Raw genomic sequence first — 18026 nt, 5'->3', positions numbered from 1 at the left:
GAAGAACCCCGAACCTGCCCGTAGAGGACCATCAGAGAACCACTAGGGGACCGCTAGGGGATCGCTGGGGGACCACCCCGAAAGCGGTCCCCAGGCCTCCGCCTCCAGGCCTCCGCCTCCAGACCTCCGCCTCCAGGCCTCCGCCTCCAGACCTCCGCTTCCAGACCTCCGCCTCCGGACCCCGCCCCTACGCCGGAACGATGTTCACCAGCTTCGGCGCCCGCACGATCACCTTCCGGATCCCGGCCCCGCCCAGCGCGGCGACGACCTTCTCGTCCGCCAGCGCGACCTTCTCCAGCTCGTCGTCGGAGATGGCCGGCGAGACCTCCAGCCGGGCCTTGACCTTGCCCTTGATCTGCACGACACAGGTCACGGTCTCGTCGACCACGTACCGCGGGTCGGCCACCGGGAAGTCGTGGTGGACCACCGAGTCCGTGTGCCCCAGCCGGCGCCACAGCTCCTCGGCGACATGCGGGGCCAGCGGGGCGATCATCAGCACCAGGGCCTCGGCGACCGGACGCGAGACGGCGCTGCCCGCCTTGGTCAGGTGATTGTTCAGCTCGGTGACCTTGGCGATGGCGGTGTTGAACCGCATGCCCTCCAGGTCACCGCGCACCCCGTCGATCGCCTTGTGCAGGGCGCGCAGCGTCTCCTCGTCCGGCTCGGTGTCGACGACCGTCACCTCGCCGGTCGTCTCGTCGACGACGTTGCGCCACAGCCGCTGCAGCAGCCGGAACTGGCCCACCACCGCGCGCGTGTCCCACGGCCGGGAGACGTCCAGCGGGCCCATCGCCATCTCGTACAGCCGCAGCGTGTCGGCTCCGTACTCGGCGCAGATCTCGTCCGGAGTGACGGCGTTCTTCAGGGACTTGCCCATCTTGCCCAGCAGCCGGGAGACCTTCTCGCCCTGGTAGAAGTAGGCGCCGTCGCGCTCCTCCACCTCGGCGGCCGGTACCGCGATGCCACGGCTGTCGCGGTACACGTAGGCCTGGATCATGCCCTGGTTGTACAGCTTGTGGAACGGCTCGGCGGAGGAGACGTGTCCCAGGTCGTACAGCACCTTGGACCAGAAGCGCGCGTACAGCAGGTGCAGTACGGCGTGCTCGGCGCCGCCGACGTACAGGTCGACACCGCCGTGCGGCTGCCCCTCGCGCGGGCCCATCCAGTACTGCTCGATCTCGGGGTCGACCAGCTTCTCGCTGTTGTGCGGGTCCAGGTAGCGCAGCTCGTACCAGCAGGAACCGGCCCAGTTGGGCATGGTGTTGGTCTCGCGGCGGAACGGGCGCGGGCCGCGGCCGTCGCCCAGGTCCAGCGTGACGTTGACCCAGTCCTCGTTGCGGGACAGCGGCGTCTCGGGCCGGGTGTCGGCGTCGTCCGCGTCGAAGGTGCGGGGCGAGTAGTCCTCGACCTCGGGCAGTTCCAGGGGCAGCATCGACTCGGGCAGGGCGTGGGCGATGCCGTCCTCGTCGTAGGCGATCGGGAAGGGCTCGCCCCAGTAGCGCTGGCGGCTGAACAGCCAGTCGCGCAGCCGGAAGTTGACGGTGCCCTCGCCGACGCCTGAGCGCTCCAGCCACTCGGTGATGCGGGCCTTGGCCTCGGCCACGCCCAGGCCGTCCAGGGAGACGCCTTCACCAGAGGAGTTGATGATCTTCGCCTCGTAGGACGAGAACGCGTCCTCCCACGTGGAGGTGTCCGTACCCCGTCCGTCCGTCGGCTCGACGATGCAGTGGATCGGCAGCTCGAAGGCGCGCGCGAACTCGAAGTCGCGCTGGTCGCCGGCCGGGACGGCCATGATCGCGCCGGTGCCGTAGCCCATCAGCACGTAGTCGGCGATGAAGACCGGGACCTGCTCGCCGTTGACCGGGTTGGTGGCGTAGGCGCCGATGAAGACGCCGGTCTTGTCCTTGGCCTCGGCCTGCCGCTCCACGTCGGACTTGGAGGCGGCCTGCGCGCGGTAGGCGCTGACGGCCTCGCCGGGGGTCGCGTGGCCGCCGGTCCACACCTCGTGGGTGCCCTCCGGCCAGGCGGCCGGGGTGAACTTCTCGACCAGCGGGTGCTCGGGGGCCAGCACCATGTAGGTGGCGCCGAACAGGGTGTCGGGGCGGGTGGTGAAGACGGTGATGTTCTCGCCGTCGATGGGGAAGTCGACGCGGGCGCCCTCGGAGCGGCCGATCCAGTTGCGCTGCTGCAGCTTGATGGCCTCGGGCCAGTCCAGCTCCTCCAGGTCCTCCAGCAGCCGGTCGGCGTAGGCGGTGATGCGCATGTTCCACTGGCGCAGCTTGGACTTGAAGACCGGGAAGTTGCCGCGCTCGGAGCGACCCTCGGCGGTGACCTCCTCGTTGGCCAGCACGGTGCCCAGCCCGGGGCACCAGTTGACCGGCGCGTCGGAGGCGTAGGCCAGCCGGAACTCGCCCAGGACGTCGGCCTGCTCGGCGGCGCTCAGCTCGCTCCACGCACGCGTGTGTCCCGGAACGGGCCGCTCACCGGAGGCGAACTGCTCGATCAGCTCGGCGATCGGGCGGGCCCGCCGGGCGTCGTGGTCGTACCAGGAGTTGAAGATCTGCAGGAAGATCCACTGGGTCCACTTGTAGTAGTCCGGGTCGATCGTGGCGAACGACCGACGCTTGTCGTGGCCCAGGCCCAGCCGGCGCAGCTGGGACTTCATGTTCTCCATGTTGGCTTCGGTGGACACGCGCGGGTGCGTGCCGGTCTGCACCGCGTACTGCTCGGCGGGCAGGCCGAAGGCGTCGAAGCCCAGGGTGTGCAGGACGTTGTGGCCGGTCATCCGCTGGAAGCGGGCGAAGACGTCCGTGGCGATGTAGCCCAGGGGGTGGCCGACGTGCAGGCCCGCACCGGAGGGATACGGGAACATGTCCATGATGAACTTCTTGGGCTGGGCGACGGCCTCCGGCTCGCCCGCCAGGTCACCCTTCGGATTGGGCGCGCCGTAGGTGTTGTCGGCGTCCCAGAAGTCCTGCCAGCGTGCCTCGATGTCGGCTGCCATGGCGGCCGTGTAGCGGTGCGGCGCCGCCACCTCGGCGGCGGCAGCGGGGTTCGTCTCGCTCATGATCCTCAAAGCTCCATCGATCGTCTCTGCCTGCGGCTGTGGGTTCGAGAAACGAAAAATCCCCTCGCACAGGAGGGGACGCCGCGCCGATTCCGGCCACTCGACTCGTCCGGTGGCCGGGACTGATCAGCGCGGCCCGCTAAGCAGAAGGCGTACGGCACGCATGGCGTTAGGGTACCGCAGGCCCCCAGCGCGCCGCGACGCGCTTCTGGACGGCCGTTCGGTACCCGAAAAGCTGAACCAGGGTCAAAGGTTACTTCGCGTAATAGTCACTAAGGGACATCGCAACATCCATATTGTCCTTTGATAACAACGCAATAACTCAAACCTCGTACCCATCGGTATGGCTCCGCTTAGAGTGCGGCAGCGGGACCGCTTTCCCGAACCGCTCGGAGTTGCCCCCATGAACCCTCATCGCAGTAACACCTCGCCATCCCCGGCCACCGGGACGCGGGGAGGCCGGCCGTGAACCCTTACGACTCCACGGCGGACGACTCGTTCGCCGAGTTCCTCAACTTCGGCGCCGGCGTGCTGTCCCTCGTGTGCCTGTCCTGCTCGGTGATCTGGGGACTCGTCGCCCAGGACCGGGTCCTGCTCGACACGCGCAGGCGCATCCTGGCGCAGGCCGTGCACCGGACCACGGCGGTCGCCTCGATCGTCTTCCTCCTGGTCCACATCGGCGTGAAGCTGGCACTGGCCCACACCTCGTGGGTCGCCGCCGTGATCCCCTTCGGGCTGCTCCTGACCGGTGAGGAAGACGCCACGGGCAGGGCGTTCCTCATCGGCCTCGGCACCGTGGCCAGCATGCTCATGATCTTCGTGGGCGTCACCGGCGCACTGCGCAACCGCTTCGCCTCCCCCGCCCCCGTCGCCGCCCGCTGGCGGGCCATGCACATGCTGGCCTACCCGGCCTGGTGCGCCGCCCTGGTGCACGGGCTCTACGCGGGTCGCGCGGCCAAGCCGATCTTCGTCATCCTCTACGGCCTGTCCCTGGTCGGAGTGGCCGCCGCCCTCGCCCTGCGCTCCGCCCCGCGCCCGGTCAAGCGCAAGATCGCCGACAAGTTCGCCGATCTCATAGGCCCCGGGGAGTCCTCGGCCCGCAGGGATCTGGAGGAGAGCCGGGCCCGGGCGACCGGCGGCTCCGCGCTGCCCGGCTACGAGAGCCGGGACGCGCCCCGCAGGCCCGCGGGGTCCCCGTCGGGCCCGCTGTACGAGAAGGCGGAACGCCCCGCGACCAGGGAGCCCGCGGGCGGATTCGCGGCCGCCTACCGGGCCGTCTCGACCCCTCCCACGGGCCAGCAGGCCTTCGCCCCGGGGCCGACCACCCGCATGGAACTGCCGCTGGACATGCAGCCCACCGAGAGCATCCCGCTCGTGGACGGCCCCTCCAGCACCTCCGGCAACTGGCCGATCCCGTCCCCGCCCCCGGTCGGCGAGGCCCCGCCGTCGGCCTACGACCCCCTCCAGGACACGGGCTTCAACATCCCGCCCTACGACCCCCTGCAGGACACCGGACAAAGCATTCCGGCCTATGGCAATCCAGGCGCCTCCGGCTATGGATCGAGTGACGTGTACGACACGGGTGAGTCGAACGCCGCCTTCGGCACGTACTACCCGAACGACACGTACAACAGCGGTCCCGCCACTGAAACATCGCCCGGTGCGTCCTACGATTTCGACGCTCCGGGCTCGGGCGAACCTTGGAACACGCCTTCCGGAGGCTTTAAGTGAACGAGGCTCTGCCCGACGTACCCGAAGTCCGCGTGGTCGGGCTTCCTCAGCTCACGTCGGGCTTCGACCTTGTCGATCGGCTCGATCTGCCCATGCATCTCAAGGTGCACGGGCCGCTCGAGCCGATGGGCGGCGAGCAGCTCGCGCAACTCGCCGAACGCATCAACCTGAAGGGCCGCGGCGGCGCGGGCTTCCCCTTCCACAAAAAGCTGCGCTCGGTCGCCGAATCGGCGATCAAGCGCGGCATCCGGCCGGTCGTCGTCGTGAACGGAAGCGAGGACGAACCGGCCTGCCGCAAGGACACGGTGCTGATCAACCGTGCCCCGCATCTGATCCTGGACGGCGCGCTGCTGTGCGCCGAGGCCCTGGGTGCCCGCACGCTCGTGGTGGGGGTCACCCGTGAGTCGACACAGCGCTCCATGGAGGCGGCGCTCGCCGAACGCGGCCTGAACAACGGCCGCCGGTCGGCGCTGCGCGCGCGTGTCCAGCGCAATCCGGTCCGTATGGTCACCGGCGCCGCCGCGTCGCTGATCCGTTCGATCGACGGCGGCCCGGCCGTTCCGCCGGGCCGCAAGGTCAGCGCCTCGCAGACCGGCGTCGGCGGCGCCCCCACGCTGCTGTCCAACGCCGAGACCTTCGCCCAGCTGGCCATCGCCGCCCGCATCGGCCCGGAGCGCTACGGCAACACCGGCCTGTACGACGAGCCGGGCACCGTCATGCTCACGGTCTCCGGGGCGGTGGCCCGCCCCATGGTGATCGAGGTCCCGACGGGCGTGCCGCTGCGCTACGTCCTGCAGCTCGCCGGCGCTCCGCCGGTGCCGCAGGGTGTGCTCACCGGCGGCTACCACGGCAAGTGGATCGACGCGGCGACGGTCAACGAGGCGATCGTCTCCCGCAACTCCCTGGACGCGGTGGGCGGCGCGCTCGGCGCCGGAGCGATCCTGCCGATCACTCAGGACACCTGCCCGCTGGGCGAGTCGCTGCGGGTCGCCCAGTGGCTGGCCGAGGAGAGCGCGGGCCAGTGCGGCCCCTGCTACCTCGGCCTGCCGGCCGCCGCGCGCGGTCTGGAGGACATCCTCAACGGCGGCGGCCCTGCCGCCCTGGAGGCGGTCAAGCAGGTCGCCAAGAACGTCAAGCGGCGCGGCGCGTGCTCGCACCCGGACGGCTCCGCGATGTTCCTCGAGTCGACGATCAAGGCGTTCACGGACGACCTGGCCGCCCATGTGCTCGGCAACGGCTGCGGCAGGCCCGTGGAGGGCGTTCTGCCGCTCTTCGAGGGCGGCAGGGCCCCGACGGGCATCCCCGGCGGAGCCGAGTCCGAGGAGAACGGCCCCAGCCGCCAGAAGATCTACGTCGACTGGACGCTGTGCCGGGGCCACGGCCTGTGCGCGGACATCCTCCCCGAGGTGTTCCAGCTCGGCGCCGACGGCTTCCCCACCGTGGCGCAGGCCCAGGTGCCGCGGTACGCCGAGGCCAAGGCGCTGCGCGCGGTGCGGCGCTGCCCGGCGCTGGCCCTGCGCCTGGAGGAGGACACGCGCTCCCAGGGCGCGCCGTCGTCCCGCAACCTCCCGGTGCTCTCCCAGGGCCGCGGACGGCGCGCGCTCGGCCGCTGAGCAGACGTACGGCGGGCTTCCCTCCGGGGGAAGCCCGCCGTACGTATATCCACAGCAAGAAGGCGGGCCATCCGATCGGATGGCCCGCCTTCTCATCTTCTGTGGAGCTAAGGAGAATTGAACTCCTGACCTCCTGCATGCCATGCAGGCGCTCTACCAACTGAGCTATAGCCCCTCGCGTCTCCGGGTTTCCCCGGCGGCGACGCCAACTTTACTGGCCCATCGGGCCCAACACCAAATCGGTTTCACCTTGCCTGAAATGACCGTTTTGCCGATTCTCAAGCCGTCACGAACGAATAGAACCGCTTGAGCGTGCAGTGCTCCTCCAGAAGCCGGCCATAGATCGGCTCGCCCTCCAACTCGCGGTACGTCTCGATCGGGTCGCCTTTTATGATCAGCGCCCGCGCGCACTCCTCGCACCAGTACTGGTAGTCGGGATTGATCGGTTCCATGTCACGGACGATCGGAGTCCCGCTGCCGCACCAGTCGCACTTCCGCCTGTGTGCACCCATCGATCAGCTCCAGCTGTGGCCGCAGGCCGTGCACACGTAGGAGATCCCGCCGTTGTCGCCGAGCATCTGGGCCACGTGCCCGGAACCGCAGGAAGGGCAGCTGAGGCGGGTGGACATCTGCCGTCTCAACGCTGCTCCGAGGAGGTGGTCGACCTCCTCGAGGATGCTCGCAGGCATCGCTACTCCTCCCGTCGGGCCGCGCTCCCTTCCGGCCGTTTGATTCTGCCACGGCCGGACCGACACGGTCAGCGACGCCTCAGCACCAGTCCGGACACGGCGCGCGTCGTGACCGTAGAGGTATACGCCTCAGCAGGCCCGAGTGACTCAACCGGGGGCACGAAAAATCCCGCCCCCTCGACGGGAACGGGATCTTGACGTGGAGCTAAGGAGAATTGAACTCCTGACCTCCTGCATGCCATGCAGGCGCTCTACCAACTGAGCTATAGCCCCTCATGTTCCTTCCCCGCTGGCGGGGCGAACAAGAAGAACTTTAGCCTGCGACCTGCCGGAAAGTGAAATCCGGGTCAGTCGTCGTCACCGAGCACCGGTTCCGGCAGGGTGCCGGCGTTGTGCTCCAGCAGGCGCCAGCCCCGCGCGCCTTCGCCGAGGACGGACCAGCAGCAGTTGGAGAGCCCGCCGAGGCTCTCCCAGTGGTGGGGGTCCAGGCCGAGGAGACGGCCGATGGTGGTGCGGATCGTGCCGCCGTGGCTGACCACGACGAGCGTGCCGCCCTCGGGGAGCTTCTCGGCGTTGCGGACCACCACGGGAGCCGCGCGGTCGGCGACCTCGGTCTCCAGTTCGCCCCCGCCGCGGCGCACCGGCTCACCGCGCTTCCACGCGGCGTACTCGTCGCCGTAGCGGCCGATGATCTCCTCGTGCGTCAGGCCCTGCCAGACGCCCGCGTAGGTCTCGCGCAGGGCCTCGTCGTGGGTGACGTCGAGGCCGGTGAGCGCGGCGAGCTCGGCGGCCGTGTTCGCGGCCCGTCGCAGGTCGGAGGCGACGATCGTGTCCGGCTTCAGGGCGACCAGCAGCCGGGCGGCGCGGCGGGCCTGGGCGACGCCGGTCTCGGTGAGCTCGACGTCCGTGGTGCCCTGGAAGCGGCGCTCCACGTTCCACGAGGTCTGGCCGTGCCGCCAGAGGATGACGCGGCGGCCCCGTCCCCTGCTGCCGGCCTCGCTGAAGGAGCTCACCGCCAGTCTCCGTCCAGCTCCGCCGCCTCCTCCGCCGCCTGCAGCTTGGCGTGCTCCTCGGCCTTGCCGCGGGTGGCCTTGGCGTCCTCGGGCAGGTCGAGCTCGGGGCAGTCCTTCCAGAGCCGCTCCAGGGCGTAGAAGACGCGCTCCTCGCTGTGCTGGACGTGGACGACGATGTCGACGTAGTCGAGCAGGACCCAGCGGGCCTCGCGGTCGCCCTCGCGGCGCACGGGCTTGGCGCCGAGTTCCTTCTGGAGCCGCTCCTCGATCTCGTCGACGATGGACTTGACCTGGCGGTCGTTGGGTGCCGAGGCCAGCAGGAAGGCGTCCGTGATGGACAGCACGTCACTGACGTCGTAGGCGACGATGTCGTGCGCCAGCTTGTCGGCGGCCGCCTGGGCGGCGGTGATGATGAGCTCGTGAGAGCGGTCGGTCGCGGTCACTACAAGGCTTTCGATCGGCGGACACTTGCCACCAAGGGTCTCACGGACGGCCGTGGGCCCCCCACGTGATGACGGGGATCACGTAGGGGGCGGACAGCTGCCTCCTGCTCGGACTACGGCTTGTAGTCCTGGCCGAGGACCACGGCGACGTCGGCGTTCGCGGAGATCTTGCCCTTGGTGACGGAGCCCGCGGGCAGGCCCAGGGTCTTGGCGACCTCGGTGGCGTTCGCCTTGTCGCCGGCGTCGGCGTAGACGACCTCGGACGTGGCCTGCGCGGCGCCGGCCGTGCCGCCCTCCTGGAAGGTGAAGCCGCCGTTGAGGAGCACGACGCGGGCCTTCTCCGTGTTGTCCTTCGCACCGGTGGCGTTCCGGACGGAGACGCTGACGGCGGCGTCCTTGTCGGGGCTCTTGGCGGTGCCGCCGAGGACGTTCCTGACCACGCTCGCGCTCGCCTGGTCGCTGAGGGTGCCGTCGGCCTGGACGGGCAGCAGGTCGGTCTTGTAGTCGCCGCCCTTGGCGAGGTCGGAGAGCCCGGCGAGGAACGAGCCGAGGTCCTTGTCGGTCAGGGACGGGTCCAGGATCTGCGCCAGGGTCTGGATCGTGGTCGTCGCGGCCCCCGGGTCGGAGGACACCTTGCGCAGGACGCCCTGCATGACCTGCCCGAAGCGCTCCAGCTGGGCGTTCTGGGCCTCGCCGGGGGCGCGGTAGGTGGCGTAGGCGACGGCCATCTTGCCGCTGAGGGTCTGGTCCTTGCCCTGGTTGACGAGGGGGGCCGTGCCCTTCTTCTTGGCGGCGGGGTCGGGGACGTCGGTGTCGGTGTCGACGTCGACGTTGCCGACGAGGTCGACGAGGTTCTGCAGGTAGGGGGTGTCCAGGCGCCAGGTGCCCTGGATGTCGGTGCCGAGGGCCGAGTCGAGCGCGTCGCGGGTGCCGTCGGAGCCGTCGTCCTCGACCGACTTGGCGAGGGTCGTGGTGGTGCCGTCGTCGCTGGTCAGGGCCAGGGAGTTGGGCACGAGGACGGTGGTGCCCCGCTTGGTGGTGGTGTTGTCGACGAGGAGGGCCGTGGAGGTGGGGGCGCCGTTGGTGTCGTGCAGGTGGAGGACGATCACGTCGCGCTTCTGGGCGCCCGCGGCCGTCGCGGTGCCCGTGGCGGAGTCGTCGGAGGACAGGCCGGGCAGCTTCCCCGCGTACCCGAGGTAGCCGATGCCGCCGGCCGCGGCGAGCGCGAGGACGACGGCCAGGGCGACGATCCGGCTGCGGGCGCGGCGCCGGGCCTCCTCACGGCGCTCGGTGCGGTTCTCGGTGAACTTCAGCCAGTCGATGACGTCTTCGGAGTTGGCGTCGGGTTCCTCGACGAAGGCGAACTGCTCGGTGTGGTACTCCGGTTCCGCCCGGGCGGGGGTCTCCTCGTCGGCCGGGCCCGCCTGCTGCGGGATGTGCGCGGTCTGTTCGGCGCCGCGGGGCTGCCGGTCCGTACCCGCGCCGGCCGCGTTCTGCCCGTAGGGGTCCTGGGACGCGGGGCCGCCCTGGTGGGTGCCGGTGGTACCGGTGGCGTACGGGTCGTAGGAGCCGTAGGAGGGGCCTGGCTGCTGCGGTCCGGTCCCGTAGTCGTACGACGCGGGCTGCTGCCCGCCCGTCGCGTACGGGTCGTAGCCGTAGCCCTGCTGCTGCCCGTGCTGTCCCTGGTGTCCCTGCTGGGCGTACGGGTCGTAGGTCTGGGTCTGTTGCGCCGGGACCTGGCGGTAGACAGGCTGGCCGTACTCGTCGTAGCCGACGAGTTCGTACTGCTCGGCCTCGTATCCCGCGGCCCCCGGGTCGTATCGGTCGTTCACCGGTGCCCCTCTCGGCTCACTCGCCGCGGTACAGCTCTCGCTTGTCGATATAGCGCACGACTCCGTCCGGCACCAGATACCAGATCGGGTCGCCCTTGGCGACTCTCACCCGGCAGTCGGTGGAGGAGATGGCGAGGGCGGGGACCTCGACGAGGGAGACGCCGCCCTCCGGGAGTCCGGGGTCGTTCAGATGGTGGCCCGGGCGGGTGACCCCGATGAAGTGCGCGAGGGAGATCAGCTCCTCGCTGTCCCGCCAGGTGAGGATCTGGGCGAGCGCGTCGGCGCCGGTGATGAAGAAGAGGTCCGTGTCCGGGTTGAGCGCGCGCAGGTCGCGCAGGGTGTCCACCGTGTAGGTGGCGCCGCCGCGGTCGATGTCGATGCGGCTCACGGAGAACTGCGGGTTCTCGGCCGTCGCGATGACCGTCATCAGATAGCGGTCCTCGGCCGGGGAGACGCTGCGGTGGCTCTTCTGCCAGGGCTGGCCGGTCGGGACGAAGACCACCTCGTCGAGGTGGAACGCCGCGGCGACCTCGCTGGCCGCGACCAGGTGCCCGTGGTGGATCGGGTCGAAGGTGCCGCCCATGACGCCGAGGCGGCGCTTGCCCGCCCGCGCGGGGCCGTCTCCGGGGCCGTCGGCGTCGCGGGGCTCCGAGGCCTCACGACGGGGCTCCGTGGCGGCACGGCGGGGCTCCGAGTGTCGCTCGGTACCGCTCGCCGTGCCCTGTGCCGGGTCGCGCGGCGTCTCGTTCGCCGGACCGGTAGGCATGTCCTGCTCTCCCATGCGTGCAGACCCTACCGGCCCCGCCTGAGGGCTCCGGCCGCCCCCGTGGTCCCCGGGATGCCCGGCGCGGGGCACCCTGCCGGGCTCAGCGGTCGCGGTTGAAGCGGGTGGTGATCCACAGCAGGAGCAGCAGGATGAAGAGGGCGGCGCCACCGGTGAGGTAGGGGCTCAGGCTCTCGTGGTTTCCGCCGTGCTCCTCGCCCTCGGCGGCGAGGGTGACCAACTGGGCAGCGGTGCTGTGGAAGCTCATCTTCGGCAGGACCTATCGCGTGTGGGCGGCATAAAGACGTCGGCTCATCGTAAGCGGGCGCCCCGAACGCGATCACCCCGACTCCGCATGTCGGTGCCGGGGAACCTTCCCGGTGCCTCAGTCGTCCTTCCGTCCGTAGCCGCGCAACAGGAACCACCCGGTCAGCACACAGCCCACGATCATCACGATGAGGACGATCCGGAGCATCCCCGGTCCTTGCCGCTCGGCGGCGCTCGCGGCCTCGGCGAGCCAGGCGGATGAGGGGTGGTGCTCCATGACGGTGGTTCCCTTCGCTGTACTGCCCGACCACCGTAACTCCGCCTAGGCTGGGCTCTGCCTCGGGGAAGCAAAAGGCCGCACAAGGGGCCGCAAAGGTCACACAGACGCATGGGGGAAGACATGTCCGACGGCCACGAGCACAGCGGGCACGAGCACGTGCCCAGCAGGCAGCGCAGGCGCTTCCCCGGAATCTCCTCGCGCACGTACGAGCATCCGGCCGACCGCTCCGCCCTGGTGGCGCTGCGCAAGCTGAGCGGTTTCGACACGGTGTTCAAGGCGCTCAGCGGTCTGCTGCCCGAGCGCAGTCTCCGGCTGCTGTTCCTCTCCGACTCGGTGCGCGTCTCGGACCAGCAGTTCTCCCATCTGAACGTGATGCTTCGGGACGCCTGCTACATCCTGGACCTGGAGAAGGTCCCGCCGATGTACGTGAACCAGGACCCGACGCCGAACGCGATGTGCATCGGCCTGGACGAGCCGATCATCGTCGTCACCACCGGCCTCGTCGAGCTGCTCGACGAGGAGGAGATGCGGGCGGTCGTCGGCCACGAGGTGGGGCACGCGCTGTCCGGCCACTCGGTCTACCGGACGATCCTGCTGTTCCTGACCAGCCTCGCCGTCCGGGTCGCCTGGATCCCGCTGGGCAACCTCGCGATCATGGCGATCGTGACCGGGCTGCGGGAGTGGTTCCGCAAGTCGGAGCTGTCGGCGGACCGGGCCGGGCTGCTGGTCGGGCAGGACCTGACGGCCTCCATGCGGGGCCTGATGAAGATCGCGGGCGGCAACCACCTGCACGAGATGAACGTGGACGCTTTCCTCGCCCAGGCCGAGGAGTACGAGGCCGGGGGCGACCTGCGGGACTCCGTGCTGAAGATCCTGAACGTGCTGCCCCGCTCCCACCCCTTCACCACCGTGCGCGCGGCCGAGCTGAAGAAGTGGGCCGAGTCGCGGGACTACCAGCGGATCATGGACGGCCACTACCCGCGGCGCGACGAGGACAAGGACACCTCGGTCCGGGACTCCTGGCGGGACTCGGCGAACCACTACACGAGCCATGTGAAGAGCTCCAAGGACCCGCTGATGAAGCTGGTCACGGACCTCGCCGGCGGCGCCGGTGACCTGGGCGACCGCGTCCGCCGGGGCTTCGGCGGCTTCACGAACTCCGCTCCCGAGGCGCCACAGGACCCGCAGGGTCCGCAGGGTCCGCAGGGTCCGCAGACACCGGGTACGTCGGACTCCCCGGGGGACGACCAGCCGCCGCGCGACAAGGGCTGAGGCGCCCGAGCAGCCCCGCCCCCGTCTCACACCTTCGGCTGCGCGCTCGTCGCCAAGGAACCGCACAGGGCCGTCGCACTGCCCGTGGCATAGGGGTCCGTGCCGGCGGGGCCGCCCTCCTTGGCCGTCTGGCCGGCCAGGAGGGGGCGCAGATGGTTCGTGGAGTCCTCGGCGCAGGAGAGCGGCCCGGCCTGGACGTAGGAGACGACGAGCTGGCCCTGGTGCAGGCGCAGGTCGTCGCGGTCGAAGCGGAAGTGCAGCTCGCGCCGGACGGTGAACAGGGACACCTCGGCCTTGTCGTCGGCCCCGGCCGGCCGCAGCGCGTACACGAAGGTGTGGTCGGCGGTGACCTCGAGCGTGGACGAGTCGGCCTCGGCCGCCTGCAGCGTGCCCTGGACCCGCACCTTGCGGTCGGCCAGCTCCGCGCGGGTGGGGTCGAAGCGGACCAGCCAGCCCGTGGGCGCGTGGCGTCCGTCCGCGGTGGGGCGGGAGAAGCTCTGGTCGAACTGGCCGAGCTGATCGGGGTCGAGCAGGACACGGACCGCCCGGACCTCACCGCCGGTGAGCACCTCCGGGTCGAGGGCGGAGCGGACGATGTAGTCCTTGGCGGTGGACAGGGCGGAGACGACCTGGCTGTCCGAGAAGTGCGCGGTGCGCCGGGAGGCGGGCAGCGGCACACCCTCCGCGCCGCTCTTGAACTGTGCGGCGGGGCTGTGCTCGTACAAGTAGGCCGGGTCGGGCGTGCCGGGCACCTTGCCCTCGGGGGCGAGCGGGATGACGGTCATCCGCAGCGGCTCGGCGGGCTCCTGGGCGGCTGGGGTCTGGTAGGGGTGCCGTACCCCCATGTAGATCGCGGTGCCGAAGGCGATGGCGATCAGCAGGACCAGGACCAGTGCCTGCCGGGACAGACCCCGGCGCAGGGGCGGGCGGCGGCGCACGGCGGGCGCGTGGTCGGCGATGCGCTCCTGGGCTGAGAATTCCTGGAGGCGGGCAGCACGGATGAACGATTCGTCGAAGACGACGGATCGATACTCGTCCTCTCCACCTCCGGGAGCCCCTTCGGGCGCCCCCTCAGGTGGGTCTCCAGGCCCGCCCATATCTTCAGGGTAGGTCTCCGGAAGGTCAGGTAAACGCCCCGCTCCATGACAAGTTCTGACAGGTTCTCACCAGGACAGGCGGGTTCCGGTCAGGGGGTGCGCGGGATCACCGAGACGGCGGGCCCGGTGTAGTCGGCGGACGCCGAGGGGGTCGCGCCACCGCTCTGTTCCAGCCCGGTCGAGGTGGGCGCCGGCACGGGCTCCTGGCGGTTCGAGGACGCGCCCCGGTAGACCGCCGTGAAGGCCAGCGCGACCATGCCGATGCCCATCACGAGGGCGAGCAGCCAGGCGACGGGGCGGTGCCAGCGGACCTGCTTGCCGTACGGGCCCGTGCCGCCGTAGCGATCCTCGAGGACGTCGGGGTCGTCCAGCTCGTCGAGGTCGGGATCATGGCCGAAATCGCCGTGTCCCTCGGAGCCGTACCCGTCGTCGTAGCGCTCGCCTCTGGTGTGGGCGCGGCGCGCCTCCGCTTCGGAGGCCTCGGCTCTCGCCTGTGCGGCGGCAAGGAGGCGTTCCACGGCGGTCGGCTCGTGCACCACGGCCGCGCGTACGAAGGCCTCGTCGAAGACCACGGAGGCGAACTCTTCGTCCGACACCCCGCGGTCCTGGTCGTCGTCGGGCTCCCAGCCGTCCTGGAACGGCGTGCCCCCCACGTCCTCCGGCACGGATCCAGAGTAGACCTGGGGGGTCAATTTGGGCAGACGGTATGGAAATTCATCCGCCGGTTGAGACGGCGTTCACGGGGCTCCGCACGGCGCGCGCCCCACCGGTCCGCCCCTGCCGCACGCATATGCGCTGCCGCACCTGGTCACGCGGGAGGCGCTCAGCGGCGCACGTGCCCGTCGCCGGTCACGATGTACTTCGTGCTGGTCAGCTCCGGCAGGCCCATGGGGCCGCGGGCGTGCAGCTTCTGCGTGGAGATGCCGATCTCCGCGCCGAAGCCGAACTGGCCGCCGTCGGTGAAGCGGGTGGAGGTGTTCACGGCGACGGTGGTCGAGTCGACCAGCTGGGTGAAGCGGCGGGCGGCCTGCTGGGAGGTCGTGACGATGGCCTCGGTGTGGCCGGAGGTCCACAGCCGGATGTGCTCGACGGCCTTGTCCAGGGAGTCCACGACGGCCGCGGCGATGTCGTACGACAGGTACTCCCGCTCCCAGTCCTCCGCCGTCGCCTCGACGACGGTCGCCTTGGAGTCCTTGGCGAGGGCCTGGACGCGCTCGTCGGCGTGCACGGTCACCCCGGCGCCCGCGAGGGCCTCCAGGGCGCGGGGCAGGAACTCGGCGGCGATGTCCTGGTGGACCAGGAGGGTCTCGGCGGCGTTGCAGACGCCGACCCGCTGGGCCTTGGAGTTGATCAGGATCTCGACGGCCATGTCGAGGTCGGCGGCGGCGTCGACGTAGACGTGGCAGTTGCCGGTGCCGGTCTCGATGACCGGGACGGTGGACTCCTGCACGACCGTGTTGATCAGGGAGGCGCCGCCGCGCGGGATGAGCACGTCGACCAGGCCGCGGGCGCGCATCAGCTCGCGGACGCTGTCGCGGCTCTCGCCGGGGACGAGCTGGATGGCGTCGGCGGGCAGCCCGGCCCCGCCCACGGCGTCGCGCAGGACGCGCACGAGGGCGGTGTTCGACTGGTAGGCCGAGGAGGAGCCGCGCAGCAGGGCGGCGTTGCCGGACTTCAGGCAGAGGGCGGCGGCGTCGACGGTGACGTTCGGGCGGCCCTCGTAGATGATCCCGACGACGCCGAGCGGCACGCGGACCTGGCGCAGGTCGATGCCGTTGGGCAGCGTGGAGCCGCGGACGACCTCGCCGACCGGGTCGGGCAGCGCCGCGACGTCGCGCACGTCGGAGGCGATGGCGCGGACCCGCTCGGGGGTGAGGGTGAGCCGGTCGATCATGCCTTCGCTGATGCCGGCCTCGCGGGCCTTGGCGACGTCCTTGGCGTTGGCCTCGACGATCTCGCTCGTACGGACCTCCAGCGCGTCCGCGATGGCGAGGAGCGCGTCGTCCTTGTCGGCCCGCGGCAGCGGCGCGAGGCTCGCGGCGGCGGCCTTGGCGCGGTAGGCGGCCTCGGTGACCGGGGACATCGAGTCGTACGGAGAGAGCGTGGTCATGAGGGAAGCGTAGTGCGCCGGGCGGATCCGTTCATCGTTCGTTTCACACCCCGAGACACCCCCGGGGCGCTCCCGAGACGCCTCCTGGACCAGGGTGGGCCGGGTCAGAACGGGTGGACTCCGACCGGGGACGCCGGTGGCGGTCCGTACCCCTCGGCGATGCGCTGGTGGTAGGTCGCGCGGTCGATGACCTCAAGGCCGACGATCTCCCAGGGCGGCAGTCCGGCGGTCTGCCGGTGTTCGCCCCACAGGCGCAGGGCTACGGCGGCCGCGTCGTGCAGGTCGCGGGCCTCCTCCCAGTAGCGGATCTCCGCGTGGTCGACCGCGTAGCGGCTGGTCAGGAGGAAGGGATGGTCGTGGGCGAGCTGTTCCAGGGCGCGCCGTACCTCGGGGAGCGGGGCCTCCCGGCCGGAGACGCTGAGGGTGACGTGCCACAGGCGCGGGATGTCGGCGGGTTCCTCGCCCTGGAACCGGTCACCGGCCGCCACGCTGGTCAGGGCGCGCTCGTCACCGGCCGCGCGGGAGCCTGCACCACCACGGGACGCCGTGGCCCCAGGGCGCACTCGTCTCACGACGCCTCCTTTGCACAGTGGTGCTCCTGCGGAATATTGCCCTGGGACAAAGTTCAGCAGGCCGCGGGAGATCGCGTGGCGGTTTTGCGGAACGTCCACCACCGGGGGCGGATGTTTCGGCCCATTACGGGTGGAGGACCACCAGGTCGTCCCTGTGTACGACCTCGCGTTCGTACGCGGGCCCGAGTTCGCGGGCCAGCTCGCGGGTGGAGCGGCCGATCAGCCGGGGGATCTCCTTGGCGTCGAAATTGACGAGCCCCCGGGCCACGGCCCGTCCCGTGGCGTCCCGCAGTTCGACCGGGTCGCCGGCGCTGAACTCGCCCTCGACGGCGGCGATCCCGGCCGGCAGCAGCGACTTGCGGCGGTCCACGACGGCCTGGACGGCACCGTCGTCCAGGGTCAGCGCGCCCTGCGGGGTGGACGCGTGCTGGAGCCAGAGCAGCCGGTCGGCGGAGCGCTTGCCGGTGGGGTGGAAGAAGGTGCCGGTGTCCTCGCCGGTCAGGGCGTCGGCCGCGTGGATGGCGCTGGTGAGCACGACGGGCACACCGGCGCCGGTGGCGATCCGGGCGGCCTCGACCTTGGTGACCATGCCGCCGGTGCCGACGCCGGCCTTGCCCGCGCTGCCGATCTCGACGTGCGCGAGGTCGGACGGCTCGCGCACCTCGGCGATGCGGGACGTGCCGGGCCGCGCCGGGTCGCCGTCGTAGACCCCGTCCACGTCGGACAGCAGGACCAGCAGGTCGGCGTGGACGAGGTGGGCGACCAGGGCGGCGAGGCGGTCGTTGTCGCCGAAGCGGATCTCGTCCGTGGCGACGGTGTCGTTCTCGTTGACGATCGGGAAGGCGCCCATCGCCAGCAGCTTGTCGAGGGTGCGCGAGGCGTTGCGGTGGTGGGCGCGGCGGCTCATGTCGTCGGAGGTCAGCAGCACCTGGCCGACGCGGACGCCGTAGCGGGCGAAGGAGGCGGTGTAGCGGGCGACGAGCAGGCCCTGGCCGACGCTGGCGGCGGCCTGCTGCCGGGCGAGGTCCTTGGGGCGGCGGCGCAGGCCCAGCGGGGCGAGTCCGGCCGCGATGGCACCCGAGGAGACCAGCACGATCTCCCGCTCCCCGCCGCTGCGGATCTTGGCGAGCACGTCGACCAGCGCGTCCACGCGGTCCGCGTCCAGGCCGCCCGAGGCGGTGGTCAGCGAGGAGGAACCGACCTTGACGACGATTCTGCGGGCCTCGCCCACGGCCTGTCTTGCCCCTGCCACGTCCCCGTCCGCCCCTCGCGTCGAT

General features: G+C 70.8%; 17 protein-coding genes and 2 tRNA genes. 3 read left to right on the top strand and 16 right to left on the bottom strand.

What is annotated here, in order from left to right; all coding sequences use genetic code 11:
• Positions 1–187: 187 nt before the first annotated feature.
• Entirely contained in the window at positions 188–3067 is a 2880-nt protein-coding gene (gene leuS / locus KJK29_RS25565; protein ID WP_215121458.1) for a leucine--tRNA ligase, read from the bottom strand.
• Between the two features lie 465 nt (positions 3068–3532).
• Here leuS and KJK29_RS25560 point away from each other — a divergent pair, with 465 nt between their 5' ends.
• The gene (locus tag KJK29_RS25560; protein WP_215121457.1) at positions 3533–4798 is read left to right on the top strand and encodes a cytochrome b/b6 domain-containing protein; all 1266 of its coding nucleotides are present in this window, start codon (positions 3533–3535) and stop codon (positions 4796–4798) included.
• Positions 4795–6411, top strand: coding sequence for an NADH-quinone oxidoreductase subunit NuoF family protein (locus KJK29_RS25555; RefSeq protein WP_215121456.1), 1617 nt, complete (start codon positions 4795–4797; stop codon positions 6409–6411). The genes KJK29_RS25560 and KJK29_RS25555 overlap by 4 nt, the downstream gene beginning before the upstream one ends.
• A gap of 102 nt (positions 6412–6513) precedes the next feature.
• On the opposite strand, the gene KJK29_RS25550 is transcribed toward KJK29_RS25555, so the two are convergent.
• The 10 genes from KJK29_RS25550 to KJK29_RS25505 form a co-directional block, all read right to left on the bottom strand.
• Positions 6514–6586: transfer RNA gene (locus KJK29_RS25550), tRNA-Ala, on the bottom strand.
• 103 nt (positions 6587–6689) lie between these two features.
• Positions 6690–6923 carry a hypothetical protein gene (locus tag KJK29_RS25545; protein ID WP_006136074.1) on the bottom strand — a complete coding sequence of 78 codons (234 nt, stop codon included), beginning with the start codon at positions 6921–6923 and terminating at the stop codon, positions 6690–6692.
• Between the two features lie 3 nt (positions 6924–6926).
• Positions 6927–7100, bottom strand: a complete 174-nt coding sequence (locus KJK29_RS25540; RefSeq protein ID WP_215121455.1) for a hypothetical protein — start codon at positions 7098–7100, stop codon at positions 6927–6929.
• A gap of 200 nt (positions 7101–7300) precedes the next feature.
• Positions 7301–7373, bottom strand: a tRNA-Ala gene (locus tag KJK29_RS25535).
• A 74-nt stretch (positions 7374–7447) separates the two neighbouring features.
• Positions 7448–8119: a histidine phosphatase family protein gene (locus KJK29_RS25530; protein ID WP_215124457.1), complete on the bottom strand. Its 672-nt coding sequence runs from the start codon at positions 8117–8119 to the stop codon at positions 7448–7450.
• The gene (gene rsfS / locus KJK29_RS25525; protein ID WP_215121454.1) at positions 8110–8556 is read right to left on the bottom strand and encodes a ribosome silencing factor; all 447 of its coding nucleotides are present in this window, start codon (positions 8554–8556) and stop codon (positions 8110–8112) included. Before rsfS ends, KJK29_RS25530 begins: the two co-directional genes overlap by 10 nt.
• Before the next feature lie 113 nt (positions 8557–8669).
• The gene (locus KJK29_RS25520; RefSeq protein ID WP_215121453.1) at positions 8670–10388 is read right to left on the bottom strand and encodes an LCP family protein; all 1719 of its coding nucleotides are present in this window, start codon (positions 10386–10388) and stop codon (positions 8670–8672) included.
• A gap of 16 nt (positions 10389–10404) precedes the next feature.
• Positions 10405–11169 (bottom strand): nicotinate-nucleotide adenylyltransferase, encoded by a 765-nt coding sequence (gene nadD / locus KJK29_RS25515; RefSeq protein ID WP_215121452.1) that lies wholly within the window; start codon positions 11167–11169, stop codon positions 10405–10407.
• Between the two features lie 85 nt (positions 11170–11254).
• Positions 11255–11419 carry a hypothetical protein gene (locus KJK29_RS25510; protein WP_094057638.1) on the bottom strand — a complete coding sequence of 55 codons (165 nt, stop codon included), beginning with the start codon at positions 11417–11419 and terminating at the stop codon, positions 11255–11257.
• Positions 11420–11536: 117 nt separating this feature from the next.
• Entirely contained in the window at positions 11537–11695 is a 159-nt protein-coding gene (locus KJK29_RS25505; protein ID WP_215121451.1) for a hypothetical protein, read from the bottom strand.
• Positions 11696–11818: 123 nt separating this feature from the next.
• Here KJK29_RS25505 and KJK29_RS25500 point away from each other — a divergent pair, with 123 nt between their 5' ends.
• A complete protein-coding gene (locus KJK29_RS25500; RefSeq protein ID WP_215124456.1) occupies positions 11819–12970 on the top strand; it encodes a M48 family metallopeptidase in 1152 nt (383 codons plus the stop codon).
• A gap of 26 nt (positions 12971–12996) precedes the next feature.
• Here the strand turns inward: KJK29_RS25500 and KJK29_RS25495 are convergent, their stop codons facing one another.
• From KJK29_RS25495 to proB, 5 genes are all read right to left on the bottom strand, one after another.
• A complete protein-coding gene (locus tag KJK29_RS25495) occupies positions 12997–14067 on the bottom strand; it encodes an SCO2583 family membrane protein (protein ID WP_215121450.1) in 1071 nt (356 codons plus the stop codon).
• 89 nt (positions 14068–14156) lie between these two features.
• Positions 14157–14732, bottom strand: coding sequence for an SCO2584 family spore wall biosynthesis protein (locus KJK29_RS25490; RefSeq protein WP_456115112.1), 576 nt, complete (start codon positions 14730–14732; stop codon positions 14157–14159).
• 158 nt (positions 14733–14890) lie between these two features.
• Positions 14891–16177, bottom strand: a complete 1287-nt coding sequence (locus tag KJK29_RS25485; RefSeq protein WP_215121448.1) for a glutamate-5-semialdehyde dehydrogenase — start codon at positions 16175–16177, stop codon at positions 14891–14893.
• A gap of 104 nt (positions 16178–16281) precedes the next feature.
• The gene (locus KJK29_RS25480; RefSeq protein WP_215124455.1) at positions 16282–16740 is read right to left on the bottom strand and encodes a hypothetical protein; all 459 of its coding nucleotides are present in this window, start codon (positions 16738–16740) and stop codon (positions 16282–16284) included.
• 133 nt (positions 16741–16873) lie between these two features.
• Positions 16874–18001: a glutamate 5-kinase gene (proB, locus tag KJK29_RS25475; protein ID WP_215121447.1), complete on the bottom strand. Its 1128-nt coding sequence runs from the start codon at positions 17999–18001 to the stop codon at positions 16874–16876.
• Positions 18002–18026 lie beyond the last annotated feature (25 nt).

The organism is Streptomyces koelreuteriae, assembly GCF_018604545.1.
Lineage (GTDB): Bacteria > Actinomycetota > Actinomycetes > Streptomycetales > Streptomycetaceae > Streptomyces > Streptomyces koelreuteriae.
Note: the sequence above shows the minus strand (reverse complement) of the source record. Positions and strands in the feature narration are given on the sequence as shown.